A 24,625-nucleotide genomic window follows, 5' to 3' on the forward strand; every position below is an offset into this window, starting at 1 on the left:
ACGTTAGCTGACAGGAGTCGCAAATGAGCCTCATCTTCGCGCTGCTTCAAAAGATCGAAGACCTTTTCACGTCGCCGCATCTGCCGCTCGACGCCGACTATTCGTACAAGGCCCGCCACGCCGAGGCGGAGCGGGTGCGCAAGTCGCACGTCTCGCAGATCGGCCTGATCCGCCGTTGATAGCGGCGCCGGCAGGCCGATCGCGATGGCGAAGGCCGTCGCGGCAGGCGAACAATCAGCGTCCGACCCACCCGCCAACGGCGAAGCGAATTCCGTTCGCGCAACCCCGCATCGCCCGCTACACTGACTGATAGACCCGCTTCTTCGAACAGGTGCGGCATGTTGCAGATGCGCCCGATGACCCAGACGGAATTCCGCGAATACCGCGAGCGCGCGGCGCGTGGCTACGCGCGGGACCTGATCGAATCCGGCCAGAGCGCGCCCGACGAAGCCGACGAACGCGCGCTCGCGTGCATCGACACGCTGCTGCCCGACGGGCTCCTCACCGACGACCAGGTGCTGCTGACGCTGAGCGAATCCGCCGACGGCGTCGTGCTCGGCCACCTGTGGTACGGCGTCGTCACCGAAGGGCCGCATCGGTCGCTCTTCATCTACGATCTCGAAATCGAGCCCGCCTTTCGCCGCCAGGGCTGGGCGACGCGCGTGCTGCAGGCGCTCGAGGACGACGCGCGGCAGCTCCACGTGAGCGAGATCGGCTTGTCGGTGTTCAATCACAACGCGGCCGCGCTCGCGCTGTATCGCGAGCTGGGCTTCGCCGCCGCGACGACGACGTTCGTCAAGTCGATCGAATCGCTCTGATCCCGGTTCGGGCTTCCGATTACGCCGGCTCCTTGAGCCGCTTGTCGCGCCGGCACCGCGAAAGCGGCAACTGCTTCGCCTTCTGCACCTTCACGATCCGCCGTTCCTGCTTGTCGGTGACCACCGTGAGGCACGCGCATGCATAGCCGTGCGAGCCGTTGGTTTCGACGTATTGCCTGCCCGCCATGTCGGGAATCAGGTCCATCCCTTCGGCTTCGGGTCCGCCCATCGCGCTGAGCGTCCACGAGCCGGTGCGGTCGTCGAGCCACCAGTTGCCGGGCGTCGGATTCTGCAGCCAGCCGCAGCGGATTTCGGCGTGCGCTTGTGGAAGGCCGATCAGCGCGACGGCCAGTGCGGCGAGCAGAGGGCGGCCGGCGCGGCGCGAACGGGAAATCGTCGCGGGCGCCGGCGCGCGCCGAGCGATGCGGCGGGCAATGAATGCGATCATGCGGCTTGAGGGGCGGCGCGTGTCGGCACGCCGTCGTATTCGTCGATGCGTGAAGTCTAGCGTAGCCGCGCTCGCGGCCGTGTCGCAATTTGTCGCCCGTCGCCGTCGCGAGCAGCGCGCGATGCATGCCCCAAGCGCGCCGCGCAGTTCGCGCATGTCCGCGCTTTGTTCATTCAGCGCGCGTCGCCTTTCCAGCGCCGGAGCAACAGCGCGTTCGTCACGACGCTCACGCTCGAGAACGCCATCGCCGCGCCCGCGATCATCGGGTTCAGCCAGCCGAGCGCCGCGAGCGGAATCCCGACCAGGTTGTAGACGAACGCCCAGAAGAGGTTCTGCTGGATCTTCCGGTACGTGCGGCGCGAGATGTCGATCGCGTCCGCGACGAGCGCCGGATCGCCGCGCATCAGCGTGATGCCCGCCGTGTGCATCGCGACGTCGGTGCCCGTCGCCATCGCGATGCCGACGTCGGCGGCGGCGAGCGCGGGCGCGTCGTTGATGCCGTCGCCGACCATCGCGACCGCGCCGTCGCCCGCCGTCCGCTTCATTTGCGCGACGACGCGCGCCTTGTCGTCCGGCAGCACCTGCGCGTGCACTTCGTCGATGCCGAGCGACGCGGCGACGGCCGCCGCGCTGCCGCGGTTGTCGCCCGTGACGAGCGCGCTCCTGACGCCGCGCGCGGCGAGCCGCTCGATCGCTCGCCGCGCGTGCGGCTTCACCGTGTCGCCGAACGCGACGAGTGCGAGCGCCGCGCGCGGCGCGTCGGCGCGCATCAGCCACGACACCGTGTTGCCCGCCGCTTCGAGCGCCGCCGCGCGGCGCGCGACGTCGTCGGGCACGGCGATGCCGAGCTCGTCGCGCCAGCGCGTGCTGCCGAGCGCGAGGAGGCGCGCGTCGACGCGCGCCTCGACGCCGCGGCCCGCGACCGCGCGCGACGTGTCGGCGCGCGCGTCGGCGAGGCGCGAGCGGCGCGCGTCGGCGTCGGCGTCGAACGCGGCGACGACCGCGCGCGCGAGCGGATGCGCGCTGTCGCGCTGGACGGCGGCGGCGAGCGCGAGCGCGTCGGCGTGCGGGATGCCGATCGCGTCGAACGCGGTGACGGTCGGCTTGCCTTCCGTCAGCGTGCCGGTCTTGTCGAAAGCGACGATGCGCGTGCGCTGCGCGAGCTCGAGCGCCTGCGCGTCCTTGATCAGCACGCCGCGCCGCGCGGCCACGCCCGTGCCCGCCATGATCGCGGCGGGCGTCGCGAGGCCGAGCGCGCACGGGCACGCGATCACGAGCACCGCGACCGCGTTGAGGATCGCCGTCTCGACGCCCGCGCCGGCCGCGAGCCAGCCGGCGAACGTGACGAACGCGATCGCGACGATCGCGGGCACGAACACGGCGCTCACGCGGTCGACGAGGCGCTGGATCGGCGCTTTCCCGGCCTGCGCGGATTCGACGAGGCGGATGATGCGCGCGAGCGTCGTCTCGGCGCCGACCGCGGTCGTCGCGACAGTGAGCGCGCCTTCGCCGTTGATCGAGCCGGCGGTCACGCGCTCGCCCGGCTCCTTCGCAACGGGCAGGCTCTCGCCCGTGATCAGCGATTCGTCGACGTGCGTGACGCCCGCCTCGATCCGGCCGTCGACGGGCACGCGCTCGCCCGGCAGCACGCGCACGACGGTGCCGACGCGCACCTGCGCGAGCGGCACGTCGCGCTCGACGCCGTGCTCGACGATGCGCGCGCGATCGGGGCGCAGCGCGTTGAGCGCGCGGATCGCGTCGGTGGTCTGCCGCTTCGCGCGCGCTTCGAGCCACTTGCCGAAGCGCACGAGCGTGACGATCACGGCGGACGCCTCGAAGTACAGGTGCGCGGCCTGGCCGGGGTCGCGCAGCATCAGCCAGATGCTCAGCCCGTACGCGGCCGACGTGCCGAGCGCGACGAGCAGGTCCATGTTGCCGGCGCGGGCCTTCAGCGCATGCCACGCGGCGCGGTAGAAGCGCGCGCCGAAGCCGAACTGCACGATCGACGCGAGCACGAGCTGCAGCCACGCGGGCAGCGCGGCGTCGACGCTGAACGGTGCGGCGAACATCGGCAGCGCGAGCGGCGCGGTCAGCGCGGCGGACGCGATCACGAGCGCGCGCTCGCGGCGCGCTTCGGCGCGCTTGCGGTCGTCGGCGCCCGGCGATGCGGGGCGGGGGGCGGGCGCGGCCACGGTCGCGTGGGATGCCGTGGACGCGGGGGCGGAAGCCGCGACGATCGGTGACGCGCGGTAGCCCGCTCGCTTCACCGCCTCGATCAACTGCGCGGCTTCGACGCGCGCGTCGGCATCGACGGTTGCCTTTTCGGTGGCGAGGTTGACCGTCGCGCGGGCGACGCCGGGGATTTGCGACAGCGCCTTTTCGACGCGGCCGGCGCACGATGCGCAGGTCATGCCGTCGATATCCAGTTCGGACGTCTTCGTCGCCACGGCGCGCTCCGGGGGCGCAACGGTCGATTCGTCGACCGCGAAAGCAGCGGGCGACGCTTGTGAGCGCCCCGCGCCGTCGAGCGGGCATGCGGCCGGCGTCGGCGCGGCGTCGGCGCGCGCGTCTCGCACTACGTCCGCTCGATACCCGGCGCGCTCGACGGCCGCGACGAGCGCCTGCGGATCGACGTCGCGCGCGACGTCCGCCTCCGCGCTCGTCGTCGCGAGATCCACCTTCGCACCCGTCACGCCGGGCACGTTCGCGAGCGCCTGCTCGACGCGCCGCGCGCAGCCGCCGCAGGTCATTCCGCCGAGGGCCAGCGTGACGGTCGCCGTGCGCGGCGCGACGGCGTCGTCATCTTCGTCTTCGCGCCGTGCATCCGCGTGCCGGCGCGCGGCGGGCGCCGGCGCGACCGTCGCGCGGTATCCGGCCGCGTCGAGCGCGTCGATGAGGCGGGCCGCGTCGACCGCGGACGCCGCGTCGACAGTCGCCGTGCCTGCGTCGAGATCCACCGCCGCGCCGGTTACGCCCGGCACCCGGGCGAGCGCCTGCTCGACCCGCGACGTACAGCCGCCGCAGTGCATGCCTTCGACGAGCAGCGTCGTCGTGACCGGGGCGGCGGGAGCGAACAGTTTTGTCATCTGCAATCCGATTCGATGTGGCGGGCGATGCCGCCAATGATCCGAAGTATCAACTTTCCCATGATGGGAAGGTCAAGCGCGAGATCGGGAGCCGATGCCGGATGCCGGATGCCGGAGGCGGGCGGAGCGGGGCGATCGCGGCGGGGCCGCCGCGCACGGCGTCCGCGGGGCGTTCGGGCGGTCGGCGTGGTCCTTCGGGCTTGCGCGGGGCCGCGGCGTTTGGTCGCGCATCGGCGGCGGGCGCGGTCATCGCCGCCAGCCCCTTCCCCTCTGCGCGCCACATGAACGTTCGCCGAATCGTTTACTCGAAGCACCGCAAGGAGGAATCATGTCGACGAACACGAAACGACTGACGGCCGCGGCGCTTGGCGCCGCGTTGGCGTTCGGCGCGCCGTTCGCGCGCGCCGCGAGCTTCGACTGCGCGCGCGCCGCGAGCGCCGCCGAGCGCGCGATCTGCCGGACGCCCGCGCTCGGCGAGCAGGACGTTCGAATGGCCACGTACTACGAGATGCTGCAGAACGCGCGGCCGGCCGACGAAGGCATGGCGTACCGCGAGTTCCGCGACGCGCTGCGCGACGAGCAGCAGAATTGGCGGCAGCGCGTGCGCGACGCGTGCGGCGCGCGGATCGATTGCCTGACGGCAGCGTACGCCGCGCGGATCGCCGCGCTGCGCGGCGTCGCCGCCGAGCGGCTCGCGCTGCGGATGACGGGCGGGAGTGCGGCGTCGCCCGGCGCGGCCGACGCGACGTACGCGATCGAAGGCGAGCCGATCAAGCTGACGAACGGCGAATCGGTGCGCTCGGCCGCGCCGGGATCGGCGATGAAGCGCGTGACGACGCTCGTCGCGCGGAGCGCCCCGGCGACGATCGCCGGCCGTCCGGTCGAGGCCGTCCTGCTGAGCGACGATCCGGGCGGCAGCGGCCGGTTCCTGTACGTCGCGACCGCGCAGCCGGGCGGCGGCGCGCCGGCCGTGCTGCTCGGCGATCGGGTGAAGCCCGTCTCGGTGTCGATCGAGCGCGCGGCGTCGCCCGGCGCGATCGTCGTCGTTGTCGAATATCTGGATCGCCCGGAAGGCGCGCCGTTCGCGCAGGCGCCGACGATCAAGGTCGTGCGGCGCTTCGCGCTCGAACAAGGCCGGCTCGTCGAGCAGCGCGGGTAGCGGGCCGCCGATGGGGCCGGCGGCCCGATTGCGCGCCGGCGCGACGCGCCGTGCGCGCCACGCACGTTCGATCGACCCGCCGGCCGGCTCGACAAGCAGGGCGTCACCGCGCACGCGTCGCCCATCCTCCACCGTCGCCCGATCCCAAATATTGACCACGCACCGCCGCGCGCCCGTGCGCCGCGCCGCCCGAATCGCCCCTATCTCGCGATCAGGCGTTGTTTTTGCCGGGGCGACGAGAGTACGATACTGCCGATCAAAAAACAAAGAGCTGATCAAGCAACAGCCGGCCGGCACGCACGCTACGAGGAAAGCACCGCGCCCTACGCGCCGGCCGCCGATCAACACGCGCGGCCAGGCCGCGCGTTCGCCGTGGCCACCCAATGACAACAAACCGACGAGAACCCACTGTTTCTCTGCGGCGCGCTTGCGCGTCGCTTGCCGCGCTGGCGCTGCTCGCGGCCTGCACGTCGACGCCCGAGGCGATCCAGCGCAAGACTGGCTGGATGCGCAGCGAGGTCGCCGATTCCTATATCTATGCCTACCCGCTCGTGCTGATGGACGTCGCGAAGGAAGCCGCGACGGCCGACGGCACGCCCGTCAACACGCTGCGCCATGCGCTGGCGCTGCCCGCGCCGGGCACCGCGAACCCGCCGCTAGCGAGCGGCGACATGCTCGATTCGACCGCGTGGCTCGACGTCGCCGACGAGCCGGTCGTCGTCGTGCTGCCCGACGGGCGCGGCCGCTATCTCGACGCCCGCGCGCTCGACATGTGGACCAACGTGCTGTGGTCGAGCGGCCCGTCGGCGAATCCGCGTTCGGGCGCGAGCCGCGCGCGCGCGCTCGCGTTCGTCGGCGCGGGCTGGGAAGGCTCGCTGCCGGACGGGCTCACGCGCGTCGACGTGCCCGCGCGCAACGTGTGGCTCGACGTGCGGGTCCAGACGAGCGGCGGGCGCGACCTCGCCGCCGCGAAGAAGCTGCAGCGCGCGATCCGCGTCGAGCCGCTGTCCGTCTACACGGGCGACGCCCGCGGCGCGTCGCCCGCCGCGCGTGCGGGCGCGGGGGCGGCCGGGCCCGCATCGGGCGCCGCCGCACCCGTCGCGCAGGTCGCGGCGCTCGATCCGCCCGCGTTCTTCTCGCGCGTCGCGCGCGCGTTGCTGGACAACCCGCCGCCCGCCGCCGACGCGCACGCGCAGGAAATCCTCGCCGACATCGGCGTGACGGCGGGCGCGCCGGTGCAATGGAAGGGCGACAAGCTGATCGGCGCCGAGAACGGCGCGGCCGAGGCGCGCGAGCGGCTCGCCGCGCTGCCGCCGAACGCGCTCACCGCGAACGGCTGGAGCTGGCTCGGCGACAGCGTCGGCAACTACGGGCAGGACTACGCATTGCGGGCATACGCGGCGTCGACGCAATTCGGCGCGGGAACGCGCGACGACGAGGCCGTCGCCGTCGTGAAGACCGACAGCGCGGGCCGGCCGCTGAACGGCGCGTACCGCTACGTGATCCGCTTTGCGCCGAACGCGCTGCCGCCCGCGCGCGCGTTCTGGTCGCTCGCGCCGTACACGCCGGACGGCGCGGTGCCCGAGCTCGGCCGCGCGCGCCGCTCGATCGGCGAGCGCGACCGGCTGCACCGCAGCCGCGACGGCTCGCTCGAGATCGTCGTGTCCGCGACGCCGCCCGGCAAGGGCTACGCGTCGAACTGGCTGCCCGCGCCGCGCGCCGACTTCGAGCTCGCGCTGCGGCTCTACGCGCCGAAGCGGCAAGCCGCCGACGGCAACTGGCAGCCGCCCGCCGTGGTCCGCAAGTGACCGTGCGCGCGCCGCCCGGCCACGCGGCCGGGCACGGCGCGCGCCGCTGTTGCCGCCTTGCTGCGCCGCGCGCGGCGCAGCGCCTATACTGACGAAAGCCGGACGCTCCCGTCCCGATTTCCTCGCTGCCGTTTCGACGGCGATTCAGTTCCGTAATGGCATTCAACAAAGAAACCGTCCAATCGACCTTGCAACAGCTCGGCGCAGCCGCCCGGTCGCGCCGCGCGAAGCGCACCGGCATCGGCGTGCTGATCTTCCTCGTGGTGTTCGGGCTGCTCGGCTTTTTCGCCGCGCCGCCGTTGATCCGGCACGTCGCCGAGCAGCAGTTGAGCGAGCAGCTCGACCGCCCCGCGACGATCGCGCGCATCGCGTTCAATCCCTACACGCTGCGGCTCGAGGCCGACGGCGTGCATGTCGGCGAGCGCGGCGGGCAGGGCGGGTTCGTCGACATCGGCAAGCTCGTCGTGCGCGCGTCGTGGACGTCGCTCGCGCGCTTCGCGCCGATCGTCGACGAGGTGCGGCTCGATCAGCCGCGCTTTCGGATCGTCCGCTACGATGCGCAGCGCTTGAACTTCACCGATCTGGTCGACAAGTTCTCGAAGCCGTCGCCGCAGCCGTCGCCGAAGCCGGTGCGCTTCTCGGTGTCGAACATCCAGATCAACGACGGCCGCATCGAGTTCGACGACCGGCTGCTGAACGCGAAGCACGTGGTCGACCAATGGACGGTCGGCATTCCGTTCATCGCGACGCTGCCGTCGAAGACCGACATCTTCGTCGAGCCGAAGCTGCGCGCGCGCCTCGACGGCAGCCCGATCGCGATCGACGGCAAGACGAAGCCGTTCGCGCAGTCGCGCGAATCGTCGATCAACCTGAAGTTCGACGGGCTCGACATGCCGCGCCTGCTGTCGTATGCGCCGACGAAGCTGCCCGTCGACGTGCGCGCGGGCAGGCTGTCGAGCGATCTCGACGTGAAATTCGCGATGGCGGGCGACACGCCTTCGCTGCGCGTATCGGGCACCGTCGACCTGAACGACGCGCAGGTGACGAGCCGCGCGAACGAGCCGCTCTTCGCCGCGCACGCGGTGCACGTGGCGGCCGCGCAGCTCGAGCCGCTGCGCAACGTGCTGCATTTCGACGACATCCGGATCGACCAGCCGGTCGTATCGCTCGCGCGCGACAAGGCGGGCGTGCTGAACGTGATGAAGCTCTCGGGCGGCGCGAACGGCGCGCCGGCTGCGTCGCGCGCCGCCGCCGCGAGCGCCGCCGCCGGGAAGGCGCGGCCGCTCGATCTGACGATCAAGCGCTTCGCGATCAACGACGGCACGCTGAACCTGAACGACGCGTCGCTCGCGACGCCCGCCGCGATCTCGCTCAGGCACGTCGCGACGACGCTTGCCGACTTCACGCTCGCAGGCAAGACGCCCGCGCGCTACACGCTCGCGACCGACGTCGCGAGCGGCGGCTCGCTGAAGGCCGAGGGCGCGTTCAGCCTCGCCGCGCGGCAGGCGGACACGTTGCTCGTCGTCGACGCGCTCGCGCTGCCCGTCGTGCAGCCGTATCTCGCGGGCGCGACGTCCGCGCGCGTGCTCGACGGCGCGCTCAGCACGTCGGTCAAAGCGAAGGCGGACTGGTCGAAAACGCCGCTCGACGCACAGGTGAGCGACAGCGAGCTCGGCCTGAAATCGCTGAGGATCGCGCTGCCGAACGCGAAGACGCCGGCCGTCGCGCTGCCCGACGCGCGCGTGAAGGTGACGAAGATCGATTTCGCCGCGCGCACCGCCGAGATCGCGAGCGTCGACGCGACGGGCCTCGCGCTCGACGTCGCGCGGCTGCAGAACGGCCAGATCGACCTCGCGTCGCTCGCGGGCGAAGGCGGCAAGGCAGCGGGCGCGAAGGCGGCCGCGCGCGGCGCGCAGCCCGCCGCGCCCGCATGGCGCTACAGGATCGACGAGCTGAACGTGAAGGACGCGAAGGCGAATTTCACCGACCGCTCGACGCCGCACCCCGTGAAGCTCGCGATCGCGCCGCTCGCGCTGAACGTCAGGCAGATCAGCGAGGACCTGTCGAAACCGTTGCCCGTCAAGCTGACGGCGACGCTGAACCGCAAGGGCTCGCTCGACCTGTCGGGCAACGTGACGGGCTCGCCGCTGAAGGTCGGCCTGAAGCTGAACGGCAACCGGCTCGACGCGGCCGCGTTCGAGCCGTACTTCGGCAGCATGCTGAACGCGACGATCGCGAGCGCGCTGCTGAATGCGAAGGGCGATCTGAGCGTCGAGCGGACGAGGCAGTCGATGAAGGCGTCGTATCGCGGCGACGCGGCGCTCGTCGACGTGCGGATGCTCGACAAGGCGACGTCCGATCCGTTCGCCGGCTGGCGCTCGCTCGCGCTCTCGAACCTGAAGGCGAACTACGACGATGTGCGCGGCACCGACGTCGACGCGTCGCGCGTGACGTTTTCGAACTTCTACGGCCGCGTGCTGCTCGACGCGCAAGGCAAGCTGAACCTGCGCGAGGTCGTCGCGAAGGAAAGCGGCCCCGCGCAGTCGCTCACGCGCGACGCGAGCGGCAAGGAGCCGATACCGCTCACGCCGCAGGCGAAGGCGGCGAGCGCCGCGTCGGCGCCCGTGCTCGCGTCGGCCGCCGCGGCATCGCCCGCGTCGGGCGGCGCGGTCGTGCGCGCGGCCGCGCCGCCGCAGCACCCGGTGCGACTGCACTTCGGCCAGTTGCTGCTGCAAAGCGGCCGCGTCACGTACACCGACAACTTCATCAAGCCGAACTACACGGCGAACCTCGTCGCGATCAACGGCACGGTCGGCGCGTTCGGCACCGATTCGACGGCGCCCGCGCCCGTCGACGTCAACGCGAACCTCGCCGGGAACGGCCCGATCACGATCAAGGGGACGGTGAATCCGCTGATCGGGAAGCCGTCGCTCGACCTGACCGCGACCGCGCACGACATCGAGCTCACGAACCTGACGCCGTATTCGGCGAAGTACGCGGGCTATCCGATCACGAAGGGCAAGCTGAACGTCGATCTGAATTACAAGCTCGACAACGATCTGCTGACCGCGAACAATCACATCTTCATCGATCAACTGACGTTCGGCGAGCACGTCGACAACGACACCGCGACGAAGCTGCCGGTGCGGCTCGCGATCGCGCTGCTGAAGAACTCGCGCGGCGAGATCGACGTGAACATTCCGGTGTCCGGATCATTGTCGAATCCGGAGTTCAGCATCGGCGGGCTGATCTGGCGCGCGGTGCTGAACCTGATCGCGAAGGCGGTCACCTCGCCGTTCACGCTGCTCGCGCACGCGTTCGGCGGCAGCGGCGAGGAGCTCGGCTACGTCGAGTTCGATCCGGGCCGCGCGAACCTGTCCGATGCGTCGCAGAAGAAGCTCGACACGATCTCGAAGATGCTCGCGGAAAAGCCGTCGATCCGCCTCGACCTGATCGGCCGCGTCGATCCGGACAAGGACCTGCCGGGGCTGCGCGACGCGTACGTCGAGCGGCTCGTGCGGCAGCAGAAGCTGAAGGACGTGGTCGGCCAGGGCGAGAGTGTTGACCCAGTGACGGTGAAGGTCGATCCCGCCGAGTACACGAAGTACCTGACGAAGGCGTACAAGGCGGCCGATTTCAAGAAGCCACGCAACATGATCGGCCTGACGAAGACGCTGCCCGACGACGACATGAGGAAGGCGCTCGCCGATCACGCGAGCGTGGACGACTCAAGCCTGCGCGCGCTCGCGCAGGCGCGCGCGCAGGCGGTGCGCCAGTATCTGGAGGGCAAGGTCGACCCGAGCCGGATGTTCATCGTCGCGCCGAAGCTCGACGCGAAGGGCATCGAGGACAAGGGGGCGACGACGCGCGTCGACTTCGGCCTGAAGTGACGCCGTGCGCCGTCAGCGCGCGGCGGCGACCGGATCGCGCTTGTCGAGCTCCTTGCGCGCGGCGAGCGGGATGCGCGGGTCGTCCCACGCGGTCAGCCACTCGACTTCCTTCGCAGTGAACACCTGACCGTAATTGCGCAGCGCGTATTGCAGTGCATCGATGATGTGATGACGAATGATCTCGGGCGTGCGCGCGTCGTCGAGCACGCAGCGGAAGGCTTCCAGCGTGGCCATCGTGATGCTCCGGATAAGGACGACCCCGTTATCGCATGACAATAGTCGGACGCCAACCCGAAAAAAATGCTGCGGCGCGATAGACGCCGCGCCGGGCGGCAACGATGGGGCGGCGCCCGTCCGTGTGCACTTTCGCACGATCGCCGACGACTTCACACACTTTCGTTGCCGCGCGCGGCTTCGCGGGCCGGCCTGTGGCGCGGGCTTTGAGCGGGAGAGGGATGGCGAGGCGTCGCGCGCCTCGCGGCGCTCGTTCAGCGGTCGAGGCCGAGGCCCGGCAGCACGCGCGTGCCTTCAAGCGCGACCGCGTGCAGCAGGCGCGGCTCGAGCCCGAGCGAGCGCAGGATCGTCGGCGCGACCTGCGTCGTCAGCACCGGCGCGTCGATCGTGCGGCCCTGGCGGAAGCCCGCGTACGACACGACGAGGCCGAGGTGGCTGTCGTCCGGCGCGTTGCCGCCATGCTCTTCATCCTTCTTCTTGCTCGACGTGTAGATCACGCCCGGGTTCGGCTGCACGACGATGTCCGGCGTGCGGCCGAGCGCCGGATTGCCGAAGCGCGCGGCGACGCTCGGGCCATACAGGATGTATGCCTGCGGGCCGTCCGCGCAGATCCCCGGCGCGTTGCAGCCGAGGTTCGCCTTCAGCTTCGCGACGACCGCGCTCAATTGGCTCTGGTCGCGCAGCCAGACGAGGCCGACGTCGTCGGTCTGCACGAAGCCCGTGCCGACGAGGCCCGTGCCGTCGTTCAGGTTGCCCGACGTGGTGTTGTTCTGGCCGAAGTTGCCGTTCGGGTCGAGGAAGTTGTTCGCTTCGAGGAGCGCAGTCAGCGTGTCGCCGTGCTTCACGAGCTTCGTGTGATCGGTCGGCGACTGGCCGTGCTTCGCGGTGACGATCACGACCGTCGAGCCGTACAGCCCGCGCTGCTTGAGCTCGGCGACGATGCGGCCGAGCGCGCCGTCGACGTACGCGATCGCGTTCGCGACTTCCGGCCCCGGCGTGAAGCTCGCGTCGAGATAGCCGCCGCCCGATGCCACCGTCGCCTTCTGCGCGACGGACAGCGTCTGGAAGTTCGTGCCGAACACGGTCGGCACGGGCGCGGCCGCGTTGCCCGTCGAGTTCTTGCCGTCGATCTGGTTGACGATCGCCTGCACGTGGTAGTCGTCGAACTTTTCGGTATGCGTATAGATGTCGGTGTAGTTGGTGCTCGTCGCCGGGTCGATCGAGTTGATCTCGGTGCGCGCGAGATCGTCGACGCCCTTGCCCGACGGGCCGTTCACCCAGTCGTAGCCCCATGCGTGCTTGTCCGCCCACGCGGTGCGCGAGCCGCGGATGTGCTCCTTGACGACTTCGAACACCGTGTTCGTCTTCACGTAGTCGTGCGGATAGATGCTCACGCACTGGCCGTTCACGCGCGCGTGCGGGATCGCCTGCGGATTGAACGCGCCGCCGCCGTCGAGATGCGTGAGCGCGCCGCCGTTCTGCGCGTCGATGCCGGTCGTTTCGTCGAACACGACGTTCCAGCCTTGCTTGCCCGAGCACGTCGTATCAGACGGCGCGTACAGCGTGCGGTCGTAGGATACGTCGTAGAAGAGGCCCGCGCTCTTCGGCGAGCCGCCCGTCAGGAGCGCGGCCAGGCCCGGAAACGAATCCGACAGGCCCGGCGTGTGCGCGTTCGTGTACGTGACGCCCGACTTCGCGAGCAGCGCGAGATTCGGGCACGTGTTCGCGCCGATGCAGCGCGCGACGTCCTGCTCGTGCAGACCGTCGATGCTGACCAGCAGCACGCGCTTCGCATCGGCGAGGCGGCTGTCGTGATCCCGATCCTGCACGGTGGCGGCCGAAGCTACGCTCGCGAATGCGAGCGCGCACGCGCCGAGCCATGCGCCGATTTCGAACTGCTTACTGTTGCTTTTCATCGTTGACCTCATCGTTAGTACGGCTGTGTCCCACCCGGAGCCGCAATCTGCACGCGGATTGCGAATGTGTCGTGACGTGCCGCTTTCGTTTGTCTGTCGATGCGAGCCGCGGCGCGCGACGCGTGCGCGACGAGAGGCGTGGTGAAGTTGTGAGAATTTGTATCGGCGCGCGGACGCGATTGGCGATCGCGCGCGAGCGCTCAGCCCGGCTGCGCGTTCTGCAGGACGATTCGATAGCCGTCCGGATCTTCGAACGTCACGCCTTTGCGATCCCAGTACGGATTCACCGAGCGGCACGGCGTGGCGCCATGCGCGAGCATCCGTTCGACTGCCTCAGCCCACACGGGGCGCTCGGGAAGATAGAAAACGAGCAGATGCTCGGGGCTCGGCGCGCGCGCGACCGTCACGCCGTGCTGATGCGTGAATTCGATTTGCCACGGATAGCCGGCGCGGCCGACGATCGCGCCGTCGAAGCCTTCGTGATGCTCGAAGCGGGCGACGACGTCGAAGCCGAGCGCCTGCGTATAGAAGCGCACGAGTGTGTCGATGTCGTTGGTCGGCCGGGCGACGCGCAGGACGGGGAGATTCATCACGGCACTCCTGTATTCGAAGATTCGGCGCGAGGGGTTTCGCGGCAACGCCGTCTTCAGCATAGGCCGAAAAATTCGGCGGCGGCCCTGCGCAACGTCGCCGTGCGTGTCGTGCGTGTCGTGCGTGCCGTGTGGCGCGCCCGCCGGTTACTTCGCGGTTTCGTCGAGGCCGCGCTGCAACAGCTCGGTCAGCAATCCGGTCATCCCGTCCGGATGCGCGGCCGCCCGTTCGTTCAGGCGCGCGACGAGCTCGATGTTGAGCTTGCATGCGAACGGCACGAGACCCTGCGCCTGCTCGAGCTTGCGCCGCTCGCGGCGATCGGCTGCGGCTTCTTCGGCGCCCTTGCCGAAGCGCGCGGACGTCGTTTGCTTCATCGCGTGCGTCAGCTTCAACGCCTTGTTCTTTTCGAGATCGGTTTTCTTCATCGCCATCGCGGTCACCTCTTGCAGGAAAGGATGCGATTGTACGCATTGCCGGGCGGCCCGCGCGCGTTTGCCGATACAATGCGGCAGCCACTCGTATGACCGACCTGATCCGATCCATGGGCAATCCCACCCGGGCCTTTCTGCTGGGCCCTCTGCTGAAGGGCGTCTCGCGCTCCTTCTATCTGACGCTGCGCGTGCTTCCCGAAGGCATGCGCGACCCGATCGGCCTCGCGTACCTGCTCGCGCGCGCGGCCGACACGATCGCCGACACGTCGCTGATCCCGCCCGCGCAGCGGCTCGAACTGCTGCTGTCGCTGCGCGCGCAGGTCAACGGCACGCCCGATCCGGACGCGCTCGCGCGGATCGCGGGCGAAGTCGCGGGGCAGCAGACGCAATCGGACGAGAAAACGCTGCTCGAATCGCTCGGCCCCGCGCTCGCGGTGCTGTCGCAACTGGGCGCGGCCGATCGCGGCGCGGTGCGCGGCGTCGTGACGACGCTCACCGAAGGGATGGAATTCGATCTGCGCACGTTCCCCGACGAATCGTCGGGCCGGCTCGCCGCGCTGCGCGAATGGCCGGAGCTCGATCGCTACACGTACCTCGTCGCCGGCTGCGTCGGCGAGTTCTGGACGACGATGACGTGCGCGCATCTGCCCGGCCTGCTGACCGAGCGCGAGGACACGATGGCCGAGCGCGGCATCCGTTTCGGCAAGGCGCTGCAGATGACCAACGTGCTGCGCGACTGCGGGAAGGATCTGCGGATCGGCCGCTGCTATCTGCCGCAGGCGATGCTTGACGAATACGGGCTGCGCGCGGACGACCTGCTGCGCCCGGACGCATCGCTGCGCGCGCGGCCGCTGATGCATGCGCTCGTGCGCACGACGCTCGCGCATTTCCGCGCGGGCATCGACTATACGTTCGCGATTCCGCGCCGCGCGCCGCGCTTGCGGCTCGCCTGTTTCTGGCCGATCGCGATCGGCCTGCGGACGCTCGCGCTGCTCGCGTCGAACGACGCGTGGCTCGATCCGGCGCGCGCGTCGAAGGTGCGGCGAGGCGACGTCTACCGGATCATCGCGTATTCGTTGCCGCTCGCGATGTCGAACGGCGCGCTGCGCGCGTGGCTCGAGCGCCTGATCGCGGACGTCGAGGCGCGGCTCGCGGCGTGACGCCGCGCCGCATGTCCTGCGTGTGGCGCGCGAGGATCTGCACGAGGCGCCCCGATGCGCGATCCTGCCCGGTCATGAAATCCGACAGGCAGGCGATGCCCGCGCCATCGAGCGCGAGCTGCCTGGGCGTCTCGCCGCTCGACGGCCACACGGCCGGGGCGATGCGGTAGGGCTCGCCGTCCGCGGCGAGAATCGGCCACACGTTCAGCGATTCGGCGATGCCAAACGTGACTTTCCATATTCATGCGGAACACATGCCCTCTGATGAGAGCCTGGTCGGGCTTTCCAGCGACTGCGTCAAACTCTGTACGAATGTCCTTAAAGCAGAACTCAAGAACGTTCACGTCATCTATGTGGATGTTCGGCACGGACATGGGCATCCCGTTTTCGCGGAAGTCCAATATCGCCTTGAGTCGTTTCGCACGCCCCCGGTCATGAACCAGTTCATGGAAGCCCTGGAGAACGCCATCGTTCGCCGCACGGGTCTTGCGGCGCGCATCCGTTGTTTTGGTTACGCCGCGTCGAGCATTCACGCCCGAAATTAGCAGGTCTGGAGAAGAATCGTGTCCACCGTTACCTTTCCAAGCCAGCAGGCTGGGGATTTCACGATTACCGCAATCAGCGATGGCTACCTCACCGCCAGCCTCGACTTCCTCTCGAATATCGACACGTCCGAGGCTTCCAGAATGCAGAGTGACGCAGGGCAGAAGGAGCCTTCCGCTGTGCATATCAACTGCTACGTGGTGCGCGGAGCGGGCCACACGATTCTCATCGACGCTGGGGCTGGGGGCATCAAGCAATGGGGCGGCCGCCTGAAGACCAATTTATTGCTTGCTGGCATCGAACCATCCACGATCGACACAATCCTGCTCACACACGCCCATCCCGACCATGTCGGGGGGCTGGTGAATACGGCCGGACAAGTTGCCTTTCCGAATGCGGAACTGGTTGCTCATCAACGAGAGATCAAATTTTGGCAGGATGATGGAAATCTGAGTCGTGCCAGCGAGCGGGCCCGCGGTAACTTCCTGATAGCGCGTCAAGTGTTCGACGGCTACAGCGACAGGCTCCGTACTTTCGATGAAGGAGAAGTGTTTCCCGGTATCAGGGCAATGCCGCTACCGGGGCACACGGATGGACACACTGGATATGTCCTCGAATCCGGTGATCAGGGCCTTCTTGTCTGGGGGGATATCGTTCATTTTCCTCACATCCAGATTAAACGGCCGGACGTATCGATTGCATTCGATCAAGACTCGTCCCAGGCAGCTACCACGCGATCGCGGCTTCTGGACATGGTCAGCTCGGAGGGGCTTTTGATCGCCGGCATGCATTTGGGAGAACCTGGTTTCGCGCGAATAAAACGAACGAGGGGGGAATACGGCCTGCTTTACGAGACCGCAGCATGAGGCCACGATCTGCTATAACGATCGCGTGGTGGTCCCGAGCGCAGGCCGGCGGCGCCGGACTTGAAATCCGGCGCCGCGTCACCATCTACCCGCCGATCAATTTCGATCATCGGCAATCCGACCAAGAGGAAATCACGATGCGTCTTCTGCTCGCCTTGCTGCTGCCTTGGCTGCAGTTTTTCACGATCGGCCGCCCGTTCGCGGGCATCATCTGCCTGATTCTTCAAATCACGCTGATCGGCTGGTTGCCTGCCGCGATCTGGTCGGTGTACGCGCTCAGCCAGTACAAGACCGACAAGAAGATCGAAGAGGCGCTCGGCCGGCGTTCCTGAGCTTGCGGCTGGCGGCGCGCGTGTCGAGCACATGCCGCCGCTCCGTTCCGTCCCGCGCCTACTTCACCGCAAACAGCGTCGCATACATGAACAGCTTGAACGCATAACCGAGCGTCACCGCGCCCGCGACGCCGCCCATCCACAGCAGCCCGAACCACATCCAGCCCGGCAGCCGCGTGCCGCGCGCGACGGCGCGCGGCTCAGTGGTGGTAGTAATGCTGGTCTTCATGGCGCACCTTTCCACGGAACACCCAATAGCCCATCGTCGTGTACGCGAGGATGATCGGGATGATGACGGCCGCGCCGATCAGCGTGAACGTCTGGCTCGAACGCGGCGCCGCGGCTTCCCACAGCGTCATGCCTTGCGGAATCGCATATGGCCACAGGCTCACGAGCAGCCCGACGTAGCCGAGGAACACCAGCGCGAGCGCGAGCACGAACGGCGTCGTGTCGTGGCGCTCGCGCACCGCGCGGCGCATCAGCACCGCGCACGCCGCGACGAGGAACGGCACCGGCAGCAGCCGCCAGAACAGCCCCGTCGCGAACCAGCGCTGCGCGATGCTCGTGTCCTGCAGCGGCGTCCATAGGCTCACCACCGCGATGAAGCCGAGCAGCACCACGGTGAGCGGCCACACGACGCGATGCAGCCGCCGTTGCAGGTCGCCCTCCGTCTTCGCGACGAGCCAGCAGCAGCCGAGCAGCGCATAGGTCGCGACGAGCCCCAGGCCCGTGAGCAGGCTGAACGGCGTGAGCCAGCCGAACGCGTCGCCCGCGAAGCGGCCGCCGTCGACCGGGATGCCTTGCAGGAACGCGCCGAGCGCGACGCCCTGGAAGAACGTCGCGCCCGTCGAGCCGCCGATGAACGCAAGATCCCACAGGTGCTTTGTGCGGCGCGCCTTCGTGCGGATCTCGAACGACACGCCGCGGAAGATCAGGCACACGAGCATGAACACGAGCGGCAGATAGAGCGCGGAGAGCACGATCGAATAGACGATCGGGAACACCGCGAAGAGCGCCGCGCCGCCGAGCACGAGCCACGTCTCGTTGCCGTCCCACACGGGCGCGACGGTGTTCATCATCAGATCCCGCTCGTGTTCGGCGGGGAAGAACGGAAACACGATGCCGATGCCCAGATCGAAGCCGTCGAGCACGACATACATGAACAGGCCGAGTGCGATGATCGCGGCCCAGATTACGGTGACATCCATTTGCTAACCTCGCTTGGCTTGTTGGCGCGCCGGCTTCACGCGGCGTCGATCAACTGGTTCGCGGCCGACAGCGGGCGGCGGGCGGTGTGCCCGGGTCGCGCGTCGTGCGCATCGTCGGGCGTGTCGCCCGGCAGCGCGGGGCCCTTTCTCATCAGCTTCAGCAGGTAGTAGACGCCCGTGCCGAACACGAGGAAGTACACGACGACGAACGTCATCAGCGATACGCTGACCTGCTGCGTCGACAGCGGCGACACCGCGTGCGACGTGCGCATCACGCCGTAGACGACCCACGGCTGGCGGCCCACTTCGGTCGTCACCCAGCCGGCGAGCAGCGAGATGAAACCCGTCGGGCCCATCGCGAGCGCGAACTTCTGGAACCACTTCGCTTCATAGAGGCGGCCGCGCCGGCGCAGCAGCCACGCGAGCGCGGCGAGGCCGATCATCGCGAAGCCGAGCCCGACCATGATCCGGAAGCTCCAGAACACGACGGTCGAATTCGGCCGGTCTTCGGGCGGGAATGACTTCAGCCCGCGAATCTCGCCGTCCCAGCTATGCGTGAGGATCAGGCTGCCGAGATGCGGAATCGACACCGCGTAGCGCGTGGTTTCCGCCTTCATGTCGGGGATGCCGAACAGGTTCAGCGCGGTGCCGCCTTGCTCGGTTTCCCACAGGCCCTCGATCGCGGCGAGCTTCGCGGGCTGATGGCGCAGCGTGTTGATGCCGTGCTGGTCGCCGATCACCGCTTGCAGCGGCGCGAGCACGAGCAAGAGCCACAGCGACATCGAGAACATCTTCTTCACGGCCCTGTCGCGGCGGCCCTTCAGCAGGTGCCACGCGGCCGTCGCGGCCACGACGAGCGCGGCGACGACGAACGCGGCGATCGCCATGTGCGCGAGCCGGTACGGGAACGACGGGTTGAAGATGATCGCGAACCAGTCGGTCGGCACGACCTGGCCGTCGACGATCTCGAAGCCCTGCGGCGTCTGCATCCAACTGTTCGACGCGAGAATCCAGAACGTCGAGATCAGCGTGCCGATCGCGACCATCAGCGTCGCGCCGAAGTGCGCGCGCGGGCTCACGCGGTTCCAGCCGAACAGCATGATGCCGAGGAAGCCCGCTTCGAGGAAGAACGCGGTCATCACCTCGTACATCAGCAGCGGGCCGGTGACGGAGCCGGCGAAGCTCGAGAAGCCGGACCAGTTCGTGCCGAACTGATATGCCATCACGACGCCGGACACGACGCCCATGCCGAACGCGACCGCGAAGATCTTCGACCAGAACAGGCAGAGGCTTTTGTAGTACGCCTTGCCGGTCTTGAGCCAGCGGTATTCGAGCACGGCGACGAAGCTCGAGAGCCCGATGCTCAGTGCGGGAAAGACGATATGGAAGGAGACTGTGAATGCGAACTGCACGCGGGCCAGATCGAGGGCCGAAAAAGCGGTTTCCATGCGAGTAGACCGAAGCTGACGACACCCGCCGGCGGGGCTGCCGGCGGCCCCTGCGCCGCGCGCGCAAGGCCGCGGCTCTAGAGTCGGAACGGAGTATCGCGCTCGGTGTTGCGGTGCGAAATGCGCCAACTCGTCGCAGATGTCCAGCGCCGGCAAGCGCTTTGTCGACTTAAATCGTTGATTGGTATCAAGTTTGAAGCGATTTTGTGTGATAGTCGCGGGCGCGGCGGGTTGACGCGCCTGCGTCAATTGACCGCGCTGCGGCGAAGGCGTCCGCGCGGCGCGAGCGCGGCCGCTTCAGCCGCGCCCGGCGGCGCGACGCGCAATTTCGTACACTCGAACACTCCGCTTCGCCGCACGGCGGATGTTCCTTCTTCGACTAGACTCCCACGGGACCCCAGATGATCGATTTACGCAGCGATACCGTGACGCGCCCGAGCGCGCCGATGCTGGCCGCGATGACGGCCGCCGAAGTGGGCGACGACGTATGGGGCGACGACCCCACCGTCGCGCGCCTGCAGGCCGTGGTCGCCGAGCGCGCGGGCAAGGAGGCGGCGCTGTTCTTTCCGAGCGGCACGCAGAGCAACCTCGCGGCGCTGATGTCGCATTGCGGACGCGGCGACGAATACATCGTCGGCCAGGCCGCGCACACGTACAAGTACGAGGGCGGCGGCGCGGCGGTGCTCGGCAGCATCCAGCCGCAGCCGATCGAGAACGCCCCGGACGGCACGCTGCCGCTCGAGAAGATCGCGGCAGCGATCAAGCCGATCGACGATCACTTCGCCCGCTCGCGCCTCCTCGCGCTCGAGAACACGATCGGCGGCAAGGTGCTGCCGGCGGGCTACGTCGACGAGGCGGTCGCGCTCGCGCGCAGCCGCGGGCTCGCCACCCATCTCGACGGCGCGCGCGCGTGCAACGCGGCCGTCGCGTCGGGCCGCACGCTCGCCGAGCTGTGCGCGCCGTTCGATTCGATCTCGATCTGCTTCTCGAAGGGGCTCGGCGCGCCGGTCGGCTCGGTGCTCGTCGGCAGCCGCGCGCTGATCGACCGCGCGCACCGCTGGCGCAAGGCGCTGGGCGGCGGCATGCGCCAGGCGGGCGTGCTCGCGGCCGCGTGCCTGTACGCGCTCGATCACAACGTCGAGCGCCTCGCCGACGATCACGCGAACGCCGAGCGCCTCGCGCAAGGGCTCGCGCGGATCGAGCCGGTGAAGGTGCTGTCGCAGGCGACGAACATGGTGTTCGCGCAGATTCCCGAAGCCGATTGCGCGCCGCTCGAGGCGTGGCTCAACGAGCGCGGCATCCTCACGCAGATGCTGTATGCGTCGCGCTTCGTCACGCATTGCGACGTGTCGCGTGAGGACATCGACACGGCCGTCGCGGCGATCAGCGCGTACTTCGCGCGCTCGCGCGCCTGACGGCCGCCGCCGCGGGCCGCGCGGCCGCCTTCGCGGCGCCGCGCGGCAGCGGCGCGAGCAGTTGCTGCGCGGCCTCGACGACCCGCGACGACAGCGATTCCATCTTCGGCGACTGCACGGTCCACGCGTGCCAGTACAGCGACACGTCGGTCGAATGCGCGGGCGCGAGATCGACGAGCCGCTGCCCGGCGAGCGGCGCCGTGCCGAGCAGCAGCTCGGGCACCATCGCATAGCCCAGCCCGTGCCGCACGGCTGCGAAGTGCGCGTGCGTGCCCGGCACGTAGTGGCACGGAAACGCGCCGTCCGGCAGGCCGAGCTTGTCGCGCAGAAACGACGATTGCAGCGTGTCGCGCCGGCCGTGCGCGACGACGGGCGCGTCGCGCGCGCTCTCGCGCGTCAAGCCCTGCGGGAACCAGCGCGCGGCGAATTCCTCCGCGGCGATCAGCCGGTAGCGCATCGTGCCGAGCGGCGTCGAGAAGCAGCCGCGCATCGGCTTGCTCTGCGTCGTCACGCAGCCGATCGCCATCCCGCTTTCGAGCAGCGCGAACGTGTGCTCCTGATCCTCGACGATCAGCTCGAACAGCACCCGCTCGCCGGCGAGCACCGAGGTCAGCGCCGGCAGGAACCACGAGCCGAGGCTGTCCGAGTTGAGCGCGATCGCGACCGCGATCGTCGAGCCGCGTTCGGCTTCGAGCTCGGCCCGCAGATCCGCCTGCAACAGCGCCATGCGGCGCAGATGCTGCAGCACGCGCTGGCCGGCGGACGTCGGCCGGCACGGCCGCGTGCGCAGCAAGAGCGGCGCGCCGAGGCTCGCTTCCAGCGCGCGCACGCGCTGCGTGACGGCCGACGCGGTCACGTGCAGCCGCGCCGCCGCCTGTTCGAAGCTGCCGGTATCGGCGACGGCGACGAGCGCCGCCGCCTGTTTCGGATCGATCGTCATCTGTCGCTCGCTTTGCGCCGGCTGAACCGGCATCCTAAATAAAATTTAGCGTAATCAATTTAAGCTAAATATTGTACCGACATCGGAATCCTCCCCGGACAATGCGCGCGTGCGCATCGTGCGCTGCAACATCCGCGCGGCGCCGCACGCCGCATCTGCAAAGGAAGGATTTCGACATGACCGATCACACGCCGAACCCGTCGCGGCAAACCCCGCCGACGCCGCCTCGAGGGCCTGCACCGAAGCGCCGCCGCCGCTATTTCCGCACGCTCGCGGGCCTCGTGCTCGGCGCGGCGATCGCCGGCGGCGCGGTCGGCGCGTGGACGCTGCATCGCATCTGGACGGAGCTGCCTTCCGTCGAGCCGCTCGCCGTCTACCGGCCGGCGCTGCCGCTGCGGATCTTCTCTCGCGACGGCGAATTGCTCGCCGAATACGGCGTCGAGCGCCGCGAGTTCGTGCCGCTCGAACGCATCCCGCCGCTCGTGCGGCACGCGCTGCTCGCGGCCGAGGACGCGCAGTTCTATGCGCACGGCGCGGTCGATATCGGCGGGCTCGCGCGCGCGACGGTCGCGAACGTCGTCACCGGCCAGCCGGGGCAGGGCGGCAGCACGATCACGATGCAGGTCGCGCGCAACTTCTTTCTGACGCGCGACAAGGTGCTGAGCCGCAAGCTCGCCGAGATCCTGATGTCGTACAAGCTCGAGCGCGCGTACAGCAAGGACAAGCTGCTCGAGCTGTACATGAACGAGATCTACCTCGGCGAGCGCGCGTACGGGTTCGCGGCCGCCGCGTCGGTCTACTTCGGCAAGCCGCTCGATGCGCTCACGCCCGGCGAGGCGGCCGTGCTCGCCGGCCTGCCGAAGGCGCCGTCCGCGTTCAATCCGGTCGTCAATCCGGCGCGCGCGACGACGCGCCGCGACTACGTGCTCGGCCGCATGCGCGCGCTCGGGTATCTCGACGAAGCCGCATACCGGCAGGCCGTCGACGCGCCGGTCGCGCTCGCGACCACGCCGCCGCCCGGCATCCTTGCCGCGCCGTACGTCGCCGAGCGCGCGCGCCGGATGATGGTCGAGCGCTTCCACGACGACGCGTACACGCTCGGCCTTGACGTGACGACGACGATCGCGATGCGCGACCAGCGCGCAGCCGACGCGGCGCTCGCGCGCGGGCTCAAGCTTGGCGGCAGGTGCGACGCGAAGGACGCGAAGGACGCGCTCGAAGGCGCGCTCGTGTCGGTCGACGCGGCGACGGGCGACATCCTCGCGCTCTCGGGCGGCGCGGATTTCTCGCACAACGTGTTCGACCACGCGCTGCAGGCGTATCGGCAGCCGGGCTCGAGCTTCAAGCCGTTCGTCTATTCGGCCGCGCTGGAGAAAGGGATGTTTCCCGGCGTGCTGATCGACGACACGCAGCGCACGCTGTCGCGCGACGAGACGGGCGCGAACCCGTGGCGGCCGCGCAATTTCGGCAACCACTACGAAGGCTTCATTCCGGTGCGGCGCGGGCTGATGCGCTCGAAGAACCTCGTCGCGGTGAGCCTGATGCAGGTCGCGCAGCCGGATTTCGTCCAGCAGCACGCGGCGCGCTTCGGCTTCGAGCCGCTGCGCAATCCCGCGTCGCTGCCGCTCGCGCTCGGCGCGGGCTCGGCGACGCCGCTGCAGGTCGCGACCGCCTACGGCGTGTTCGCGAACGGCGGCGTGCGCATGGAGCCGCGCCTGATCGAATCGGTCCGGCAGCGGCAGGGCGGCGTGCTGTTCGACGCGCGGCCGCCGGCCGGCGTGCGCGCCATCTCGGAGCGCAACGCGTTCGTGATGGACAGCATGCTGCGCGACGTCGTCGCGCATGGCACCGCGCGCCGCGCGGTCGCGCTCAAGCGCGCCGACGCGGCCGGCAAGACCGGCACGTCGAACGGCTCGAAGGACGTGTGGTTCGCCGGCTATTCGTCCGGCGTCGTGTCGGTCGTCTGGATGGGCTACGACACGCCGCGCAGCCTCGGCCGCGCGACGGGCGCGTCGGCCGCGCTGCCCGTGTGGGTCGACTACATGAAGACCGCGATCGACGGCCGCGGCGCGATCGAGCGCACGCCGCCCGCGGACGTCGCGCTCGTCGACGGCGATTTCATCTACGCCGAATATGCGGGCGGCGGCAAGTGCTCGCCGTCGCTGCCGCCATTCGTGCGCAGCCCGTTCGCGTGCGACGCGGCGCGGCGGGGAGCGGCGGACGGCGACGCGCCGGCCAGCGCGACCGATGCGGCGCGCGTGCCGACGCCGCCCGCCGTCGACGCGGCCGAGCGCGCGCGCGTGCTCGAACTGTTCCGCACCGAAGACTGAGG

The 24,625-nt window shown here is 69.4% G+C and carries 20 protein-coding genes and 3 pseudogenes; 11 read left to right on the plus strand and 12 right to left on the minus strand.

The features are described 5' to 3' along the window. Positions 1 to 23 precede the first annotated feature (23 nt). Both WT16_RS34570 and WT16_RS24985 read left to right on the plus strand, forming a co-directional pair. Positions 24 to 179 carry a hypothetical protein gene (locus tag WT16_RS34570; RefSeq protein ID WP_009914188.1) on the plus strand — a complete coding sequence of 52 codons (156 nt, stop codon included), beginning with the start codon at positions 24 to 26 and terminating at the stop codon, positions 177 to 179. Between the two features lie 159 nt (positions 180 to 338). Further along, on the plus strand, positions 339 to 818 hold the full coding sequence (locus tag WT16_RS24985) for a GNAT family N-acetyltransferase (protein ID WP_006029078.1): 480 nt from the start codon (positions 339 to 341) through the stop codon (positions 816 to 818). 19 nt (positions 819 to 837) lie between these two features. Here the strand turns inward: WT16_RS24985 and WT16_RS24990 are convergent, their stop codons facing one another. Beyond that, positions 838 to 1,266, minus strand: coding sequence for a DUF4087 domain-containing protein (locus tag WT16_RS24990; protein ID WP_063534469.1), 429 nt, complete (start codon positions 1,264 to 1,266; stop codon positions 838 to 840). Between the two features lie 173 nt (positions 1,267 to 1,439). Beyond that, a complete protein-coding gene (locus WT16_RS24995) occupies positions 1,440 to 4,352 on the minus strand; it encodes a heavy metal translocating P-type ATPase (protein ID WP_082874993.1) in 2,913 nt (970 codons plus the stop codon). 328 nt (positions 4,353 to 4,680) lie between these two features. Here WT16_RS24995 and WT16_RS25000 point away from each other — a divergent pair, with 328 nt between their 5' ends. The 3 genes from WT16_RS25000 to WT16_RS25010 all read left to right on the plus strand — a co-directional run bounded on the left by WT16_RS25000 (position 4,681) and on the right by WT16_RS25010 (position 11,209). Beyond that, a complete protein-coding gene (locus tag WT16_RS25000; protein ID WP_063534470.1) occupies positions 4,681 to 5,511 on the plus strand; it encodes a lysozyme inhibitor LprI family protein in 831 nt (276 codons plus the stop codon). Between the two features lie 383 nt (positions 5,512 to 5,894). After that, positions 5,895 to 7,319, plus strand: coding sequence for a DUF1254 domain-containing protein (locus WT16_RS25005; protein WP_063534471.1), 1,425 nt, complete (start codon positions 5,895 to 5,897; stop codon positions 7,317 to 7,319). 155 nt (positions 7,320 to 7,474) lie between these two features. Then, complete coding sequence (locus WT16_RS25010; protein WP_063534472.1) at positions 7,475 to 11,209, plus strand: DUF748 domain-containing protein; 3,735 nt, start codon at positions 7,475 to 7,477, stop codon at positions 11,207 to 11,209. A 12-nt stretch (positions 11,210 to 11,221) separates the two neighbouring features. Here WT16_RS25010 and WT16_RS25015 read toward each other — a convergent pair whose 3' ends face one another. The 4 genes from WT16_RS25015 to WT16_RS25030 form a co-directional block, all read right to left on the minus strand. Continuing rightward, positions 11,222 to 11,443, minus strand: a complete 222-nt coding sequence (locus WT16_RS25015) for a hypothetical protein (RefSeq protein ID WP_006029072.1) — start codon at positions 11,441 to 11,443, stop codon at positions 11,222 to 11,224. A gap of 254 nt (positions 11,444 to 11,697) precedes the next feature. Beyond that, positions 11,698 to 13,359: an alkaline phosphatase family protein gene (locus tag WT16_RS25020; protein WP_063534473.1), complete on the minus strand. Its 1,662-nt coding sequence runs from the start codon at positions 13,357 to 13,359 to the stop codon at positions 11,698 to 11,700. A gap of 200 nt (positions 13,360 to 13,559) precedes the next feature. Beyond that, positions 13,560 to 13,949, minus strand: coding sequence for a VOC family protein (locus WT16_RS25025; RefSeq protein WP_015603896.1), 390 nt, complete (start codon positions 13,947 to 13,949; stop codon positions 13,560 to 13,562). A 147-nt stretch (positions 13,950 to 14,096) separates the two neighbouring features. Continuing rightward, positions 14,097 to 14,381: a hypothetical protein gene (locus tag WT16_RS25030; RefSeq protein WP_009914203.1), complete on the minus strand. Its 285-nt coding sequence runs from the start codon at positions 14,379 to 14,381 to the stop codon at positions 14,097 to 14,099. Between the two features lie 24 nt (positions 14,382 to 14,405). On the opposite strand from WT16_RS25030, the pseudogene WT16_RS25035 reads away from it, so the two are divergent. Further along, a pseudogene (locus WT16_RS25035) lies at positions 14,406 to 15,541 on the plus strand (phytoene/squalene synthase family protein). On the opposite strand, the pseudogene WT16_RS35195 reads toward WT16_RS25035, so the two are convergent. After that, positions 15,540 to 15,755, minus strand: a pseudogene (locus tag WT16_RS35195) (LysR family transcriptional regulator); the annotation flags it as partial. The pseudogenes WT16_RS25035 and WT16_RS35195 overlap by 2 nt on opposite strands. Positions 15,756 to 15,759: 4 nt before the next feature. Between WT16_RS35195 and WT16_RS25040 the strand changes: the two are divergent. From WT16_RS25040 to WT16_RS25050, 3 genes are all read left to right on the plus strand, one after another. Further along, complete coding sequence (locus WT16_RS25040) at positions 15,760 to 16,086, plus strand: hypothetical protein (protein WP_059933321.1); 327 nt, start codon at positions 15,760 to 15,762, stop codon at positions 16,084 to 16,086. An 18-nt stretch (positions 16,087 to 16,104) separates the two neighbouring features. Then, the gene (locus WT16_RS25045) at positions 16,105 to 16,950 is read left to right on the plus strand and encodes an MBL fold metallo-hydrolase (protein ID WP_063534474.1); all 846 of its coding nucleotides are present in this window, start codon (positions 16,105 to 16,107) and stop codon (positions 16,948 to 16,950) included. A 137-nt stretch (positions 16,951 to 17,087) separates the two neighbouring features. Continuing rightward, positions 17,088 to 17,282: a YqaE/Pmp3 family membrane protein gene (locus WT16_RS25050; RefSeq protein ID WP_009914210.1), complete on the plus strand. Its 195-nt coding sequence runs from the start codon at positions 17,088 to 17,090 to the stop codon at positions 17,280 to 17,282. 58 nt (positions 17,283 to 17,340) lie between these two features. On the opposite strand, the gene WT16_RS32745 is transcribed toward WT16_RS25050, so the two are convergent. From WT16_RS32745 to WT16_RS25060, 3 genes are read right to left on the minus strand one after another with little or no spacing between them, the layout of a single operon-like run. Further along, positions 17,341 to 17,511 (minus strand): hypothetical protein, encoded by a 171-nt coding sequence (locus tag WT16_RS32745; protein WP_015604075.1) that lies wholly within the window; start codon positions 17,509 to 17,511, stop codon positions 17,341 to 17,343. Continuing rightward, positions 17,483 to 18,490, minus strand: a complete 1,008-nt coding sequence (gene cydB, locus WT16_RS25055; RefSeq protein WP_006029065.1) for a cytochrome d ubiquinol oxidase subunit II — start codon at positions 18,488 to 18,490, stop codon at positions 17,483 to 17,485. The genes WT16_RS32745 and cydB overlap by 29 nt, the downstream gene beginning before the upstream one ends. A 35-nt stretch (positions 18,491 to 18,525) precedes the next feature. Beyond that, the gene (locus WT16_RS25060) at positions 18,526 to 19,938 is read right to left on the minus strand and encodes a cytochrome ubiquinol oxidase subunit I (protein ID WP_009914212.1); all 1,413 of its coding nucleotides are present in this window, start codon (positions 19,936 to 19,938) and stop codon (positions 18,526 to 18,528) included. Positions 19,939 to 20,339: 401 nt separating this feature from the next. On the opposite strand from WT16_RS25060, the gene ltaE reads away from it, so the two are divergent. Continuing rightward, complete coding sequence (gene ltaE, locus WT16_RS25065; protein ID WP_063534475.1) at positions 20,340 to 21,353, plus strand: low-specificity L-threonine aldolase; 1,014 nt, start codon at positions 20,340 to 20,342, stop codon at positions 21,351 to 21,353. Here ltaE and WT16_RS25070 read toward each other — a convergent pair. Together WT16_RS25070 and WT16_RS35200 are read right to left on the minus strand one after the other, a co-directional pair. Continuing rightward, the gene (locus WT16_RS25070; RefSeq protein ID WP_063534960.1) at positions 21,322 to 22,293 is read right to left on the minus strand and encodes an HTH-type transcriptional regulator ArgP; all 972 of its coding nucleotides are present in this window, start codon (positions 22,291 to 22,293) and stop codon (positions 21,322 to 21,324) included. The two genes, ltaE and WT16_RS25070, sit on opposite strands and share 32 nt — an antisense overlap. Beyond that, positions 22,290 to 22,481, minus strand: a pseudogene (locus tag WT16_RS35200) (hypothetical protein). Before WT16_RS35200 ends, WT16_RS25070 begins: the two are co-directional and overlap by 4 nt. On the opposite strand from WT16_RS35200, the gene WT16_RS25075 reads away from it, so the two are divergent. Next, positions 22,470 to 24,623, plus strand: a complete 2,154-nt coding sequence (locus WT16_RS25075) for a PBP1A family penicillin-binding protein (RefSeq protein ID WP_063534961.1) — start codon at positions 22,470 to 22,472, stop codon at positions 24,621 to 24,623. The pseudogene WT16_RS35200 and the gene WT16_RS25075 overlap by 12 nt on opposite strands. The last annotated feature ends 2 nt before the right edge of the window (positions 24,624 to 24,625 follow it).

The organism is Burkholderia sp. MSMB1589WGS, assembly GCF_001636105.1.
GTDB classification, from domain to species: Bacteria; Pseudomonadota; Gammaproteobacteria; order Burkholderiales; family Burkholderiaceae; genus Burkholderia; species Burkholderia humptydooensis.

What these genes read in the sequence shown, in the direction of transcription:
- WT16_RS34570 (WP_009914188.1), top strand. Translation starts at nt 24, where the DNA reads ATGAGCCTCATCTTCGCGCTGCTTCAAAAGATCGAAGACCTTTTCACG.
- WT16_RS24985 (WP_006029078.1), top strand. Translation starts at nt 339, where the DNA reads ATGTTGCAGATGCGCCCGATGACCCAGACGGAATTCCGCGAATACCGC.
- WT16_RS24990 (WP_063534469.1), bottom strand. Translation starts at nt 1,266, where the DNA reads ATGATCGCATTCATTGCCCGCCGCATCGCTCGGCGCGCGCCGGCGCCC.
- WT16_RS24995 (WP_082874993.1), bottom strand. Translation starts at nt 4,352, where the DNA reads ATGACAAAACTGTTCGCTCCCGCCGCCCCGGTCACGACGACGCTGCTC.
- WT16_RS25000 (WP_063534470.1), top strand. Translation starts at nt 4,681, where the DNA reads ATGTCGACGAACACGAAACGACTGACGGCCGCGGCGCTTGGCGCCGCG.
- WT16_RS25005 (WP_063534471.1), top strand. Translation starts at nt 5,895, where the DNA reads ATGACAACAAACCGACGAGAACCCACTGTTTCTCTGCGGCGCGCTTGC.
- WT16_RS25010 (WP_063534472.1), top strand. Translation starts at nt 7,475, where the DNA reads ATGGCATTCAACAAAGAAACCGTCCAATCGACCTTGCAACAGCTCGGC.
- WT16_RS25015 (WP_006029072.1), bottom strand. Translation starts at nt 11,443, where the DNA reads ATGGCCACGCTGGAAGCCTTCCGCTGCGTGCTCGACGACGCGCGCACG.
- WT16_RS25020 (WP_063534473.1), bottom strand. Translation starts at nt 13,359, where the DNA reads ATGAAAAGCAACAGTAAGCAGTTCGAAATCGGCGCATGGCTCGGCGCG.
- WT16_RS25025 (WP_015603896.1), bottom strand. Translation starts at nt 13,949, where the DNA reads ATGAATCTCCCCGTCCTGCGCGTCGCCCGGCCGACCAACGACATCGAC.
- WT16_RS25030 (WP_009914203.1), bottom strand. Translation starts at nt 14,381, where the DNA reads ATGGCGATGAAGAAAACCGATCTCGAAAAGAACAAGGCGTTGAAGCTG.
- WT16_RS25040 (WP_059933321.1), top strand. Translation starts at nt 15,760, where the DNA reads ATGCCAAACGTGACTTTCCATATTCATGCGGAACACATGCCCTCTGAT.
- WT16_RS25050 (WP_009914210.1), top strand. Translation starts at nt 17,088, where the DNA reads ATGCGTCTTCTGCTCGCCTTGCTGCTGCCTTGGCTGCAGTTTTTCACG.
- WT16_RS32745 (WP_015604075.1), bottom strand. Translation starts at nt 17,511, where the DNA reads ATGAAGACCAGCATTACTACCACCACTGAGCCGCGCGCCGTCGCGCGC.
- cydB (WP_006029065.1), bottom strand. Translation starts at nt 18,490, where the DNA reads ATGGATGTCACCGTAATCTGGGCCGCGATCATCGCACTCGGCCTGTTC.
- WT16_RS25060 (WP_009914212.1), bottom strand. Translation starts at nt 19,938, where the DNA reads ATGGAAACCGCTTTTTCGGCCCTCGATCTGGCCCGCGTGCAGTTCGCA.
- ltaE (WP_063534475.1), top strand. Translation starts at nt 20,340, where the DNA reads ATGATCGATTTACGCAGCGATACCGTGACGCGCCCGAGCGCGCCGATG.
- WT16_RS25070 (WP_063534960.1), bottom strand. Translation starts at nt 22,293, where the DNA reads ATGACGATCGATCCGAAACAGGCGGCGGCGCTCGTCGCCGTCGCCGAT.
- WT16_RS25075 (WP_063534961.1), top strand. Translation starts at nt 22,470, where the DNA reads ATGACCGATCACACGCCGAACCCGTCGCGGCAAACCCCGCCGACGCCG.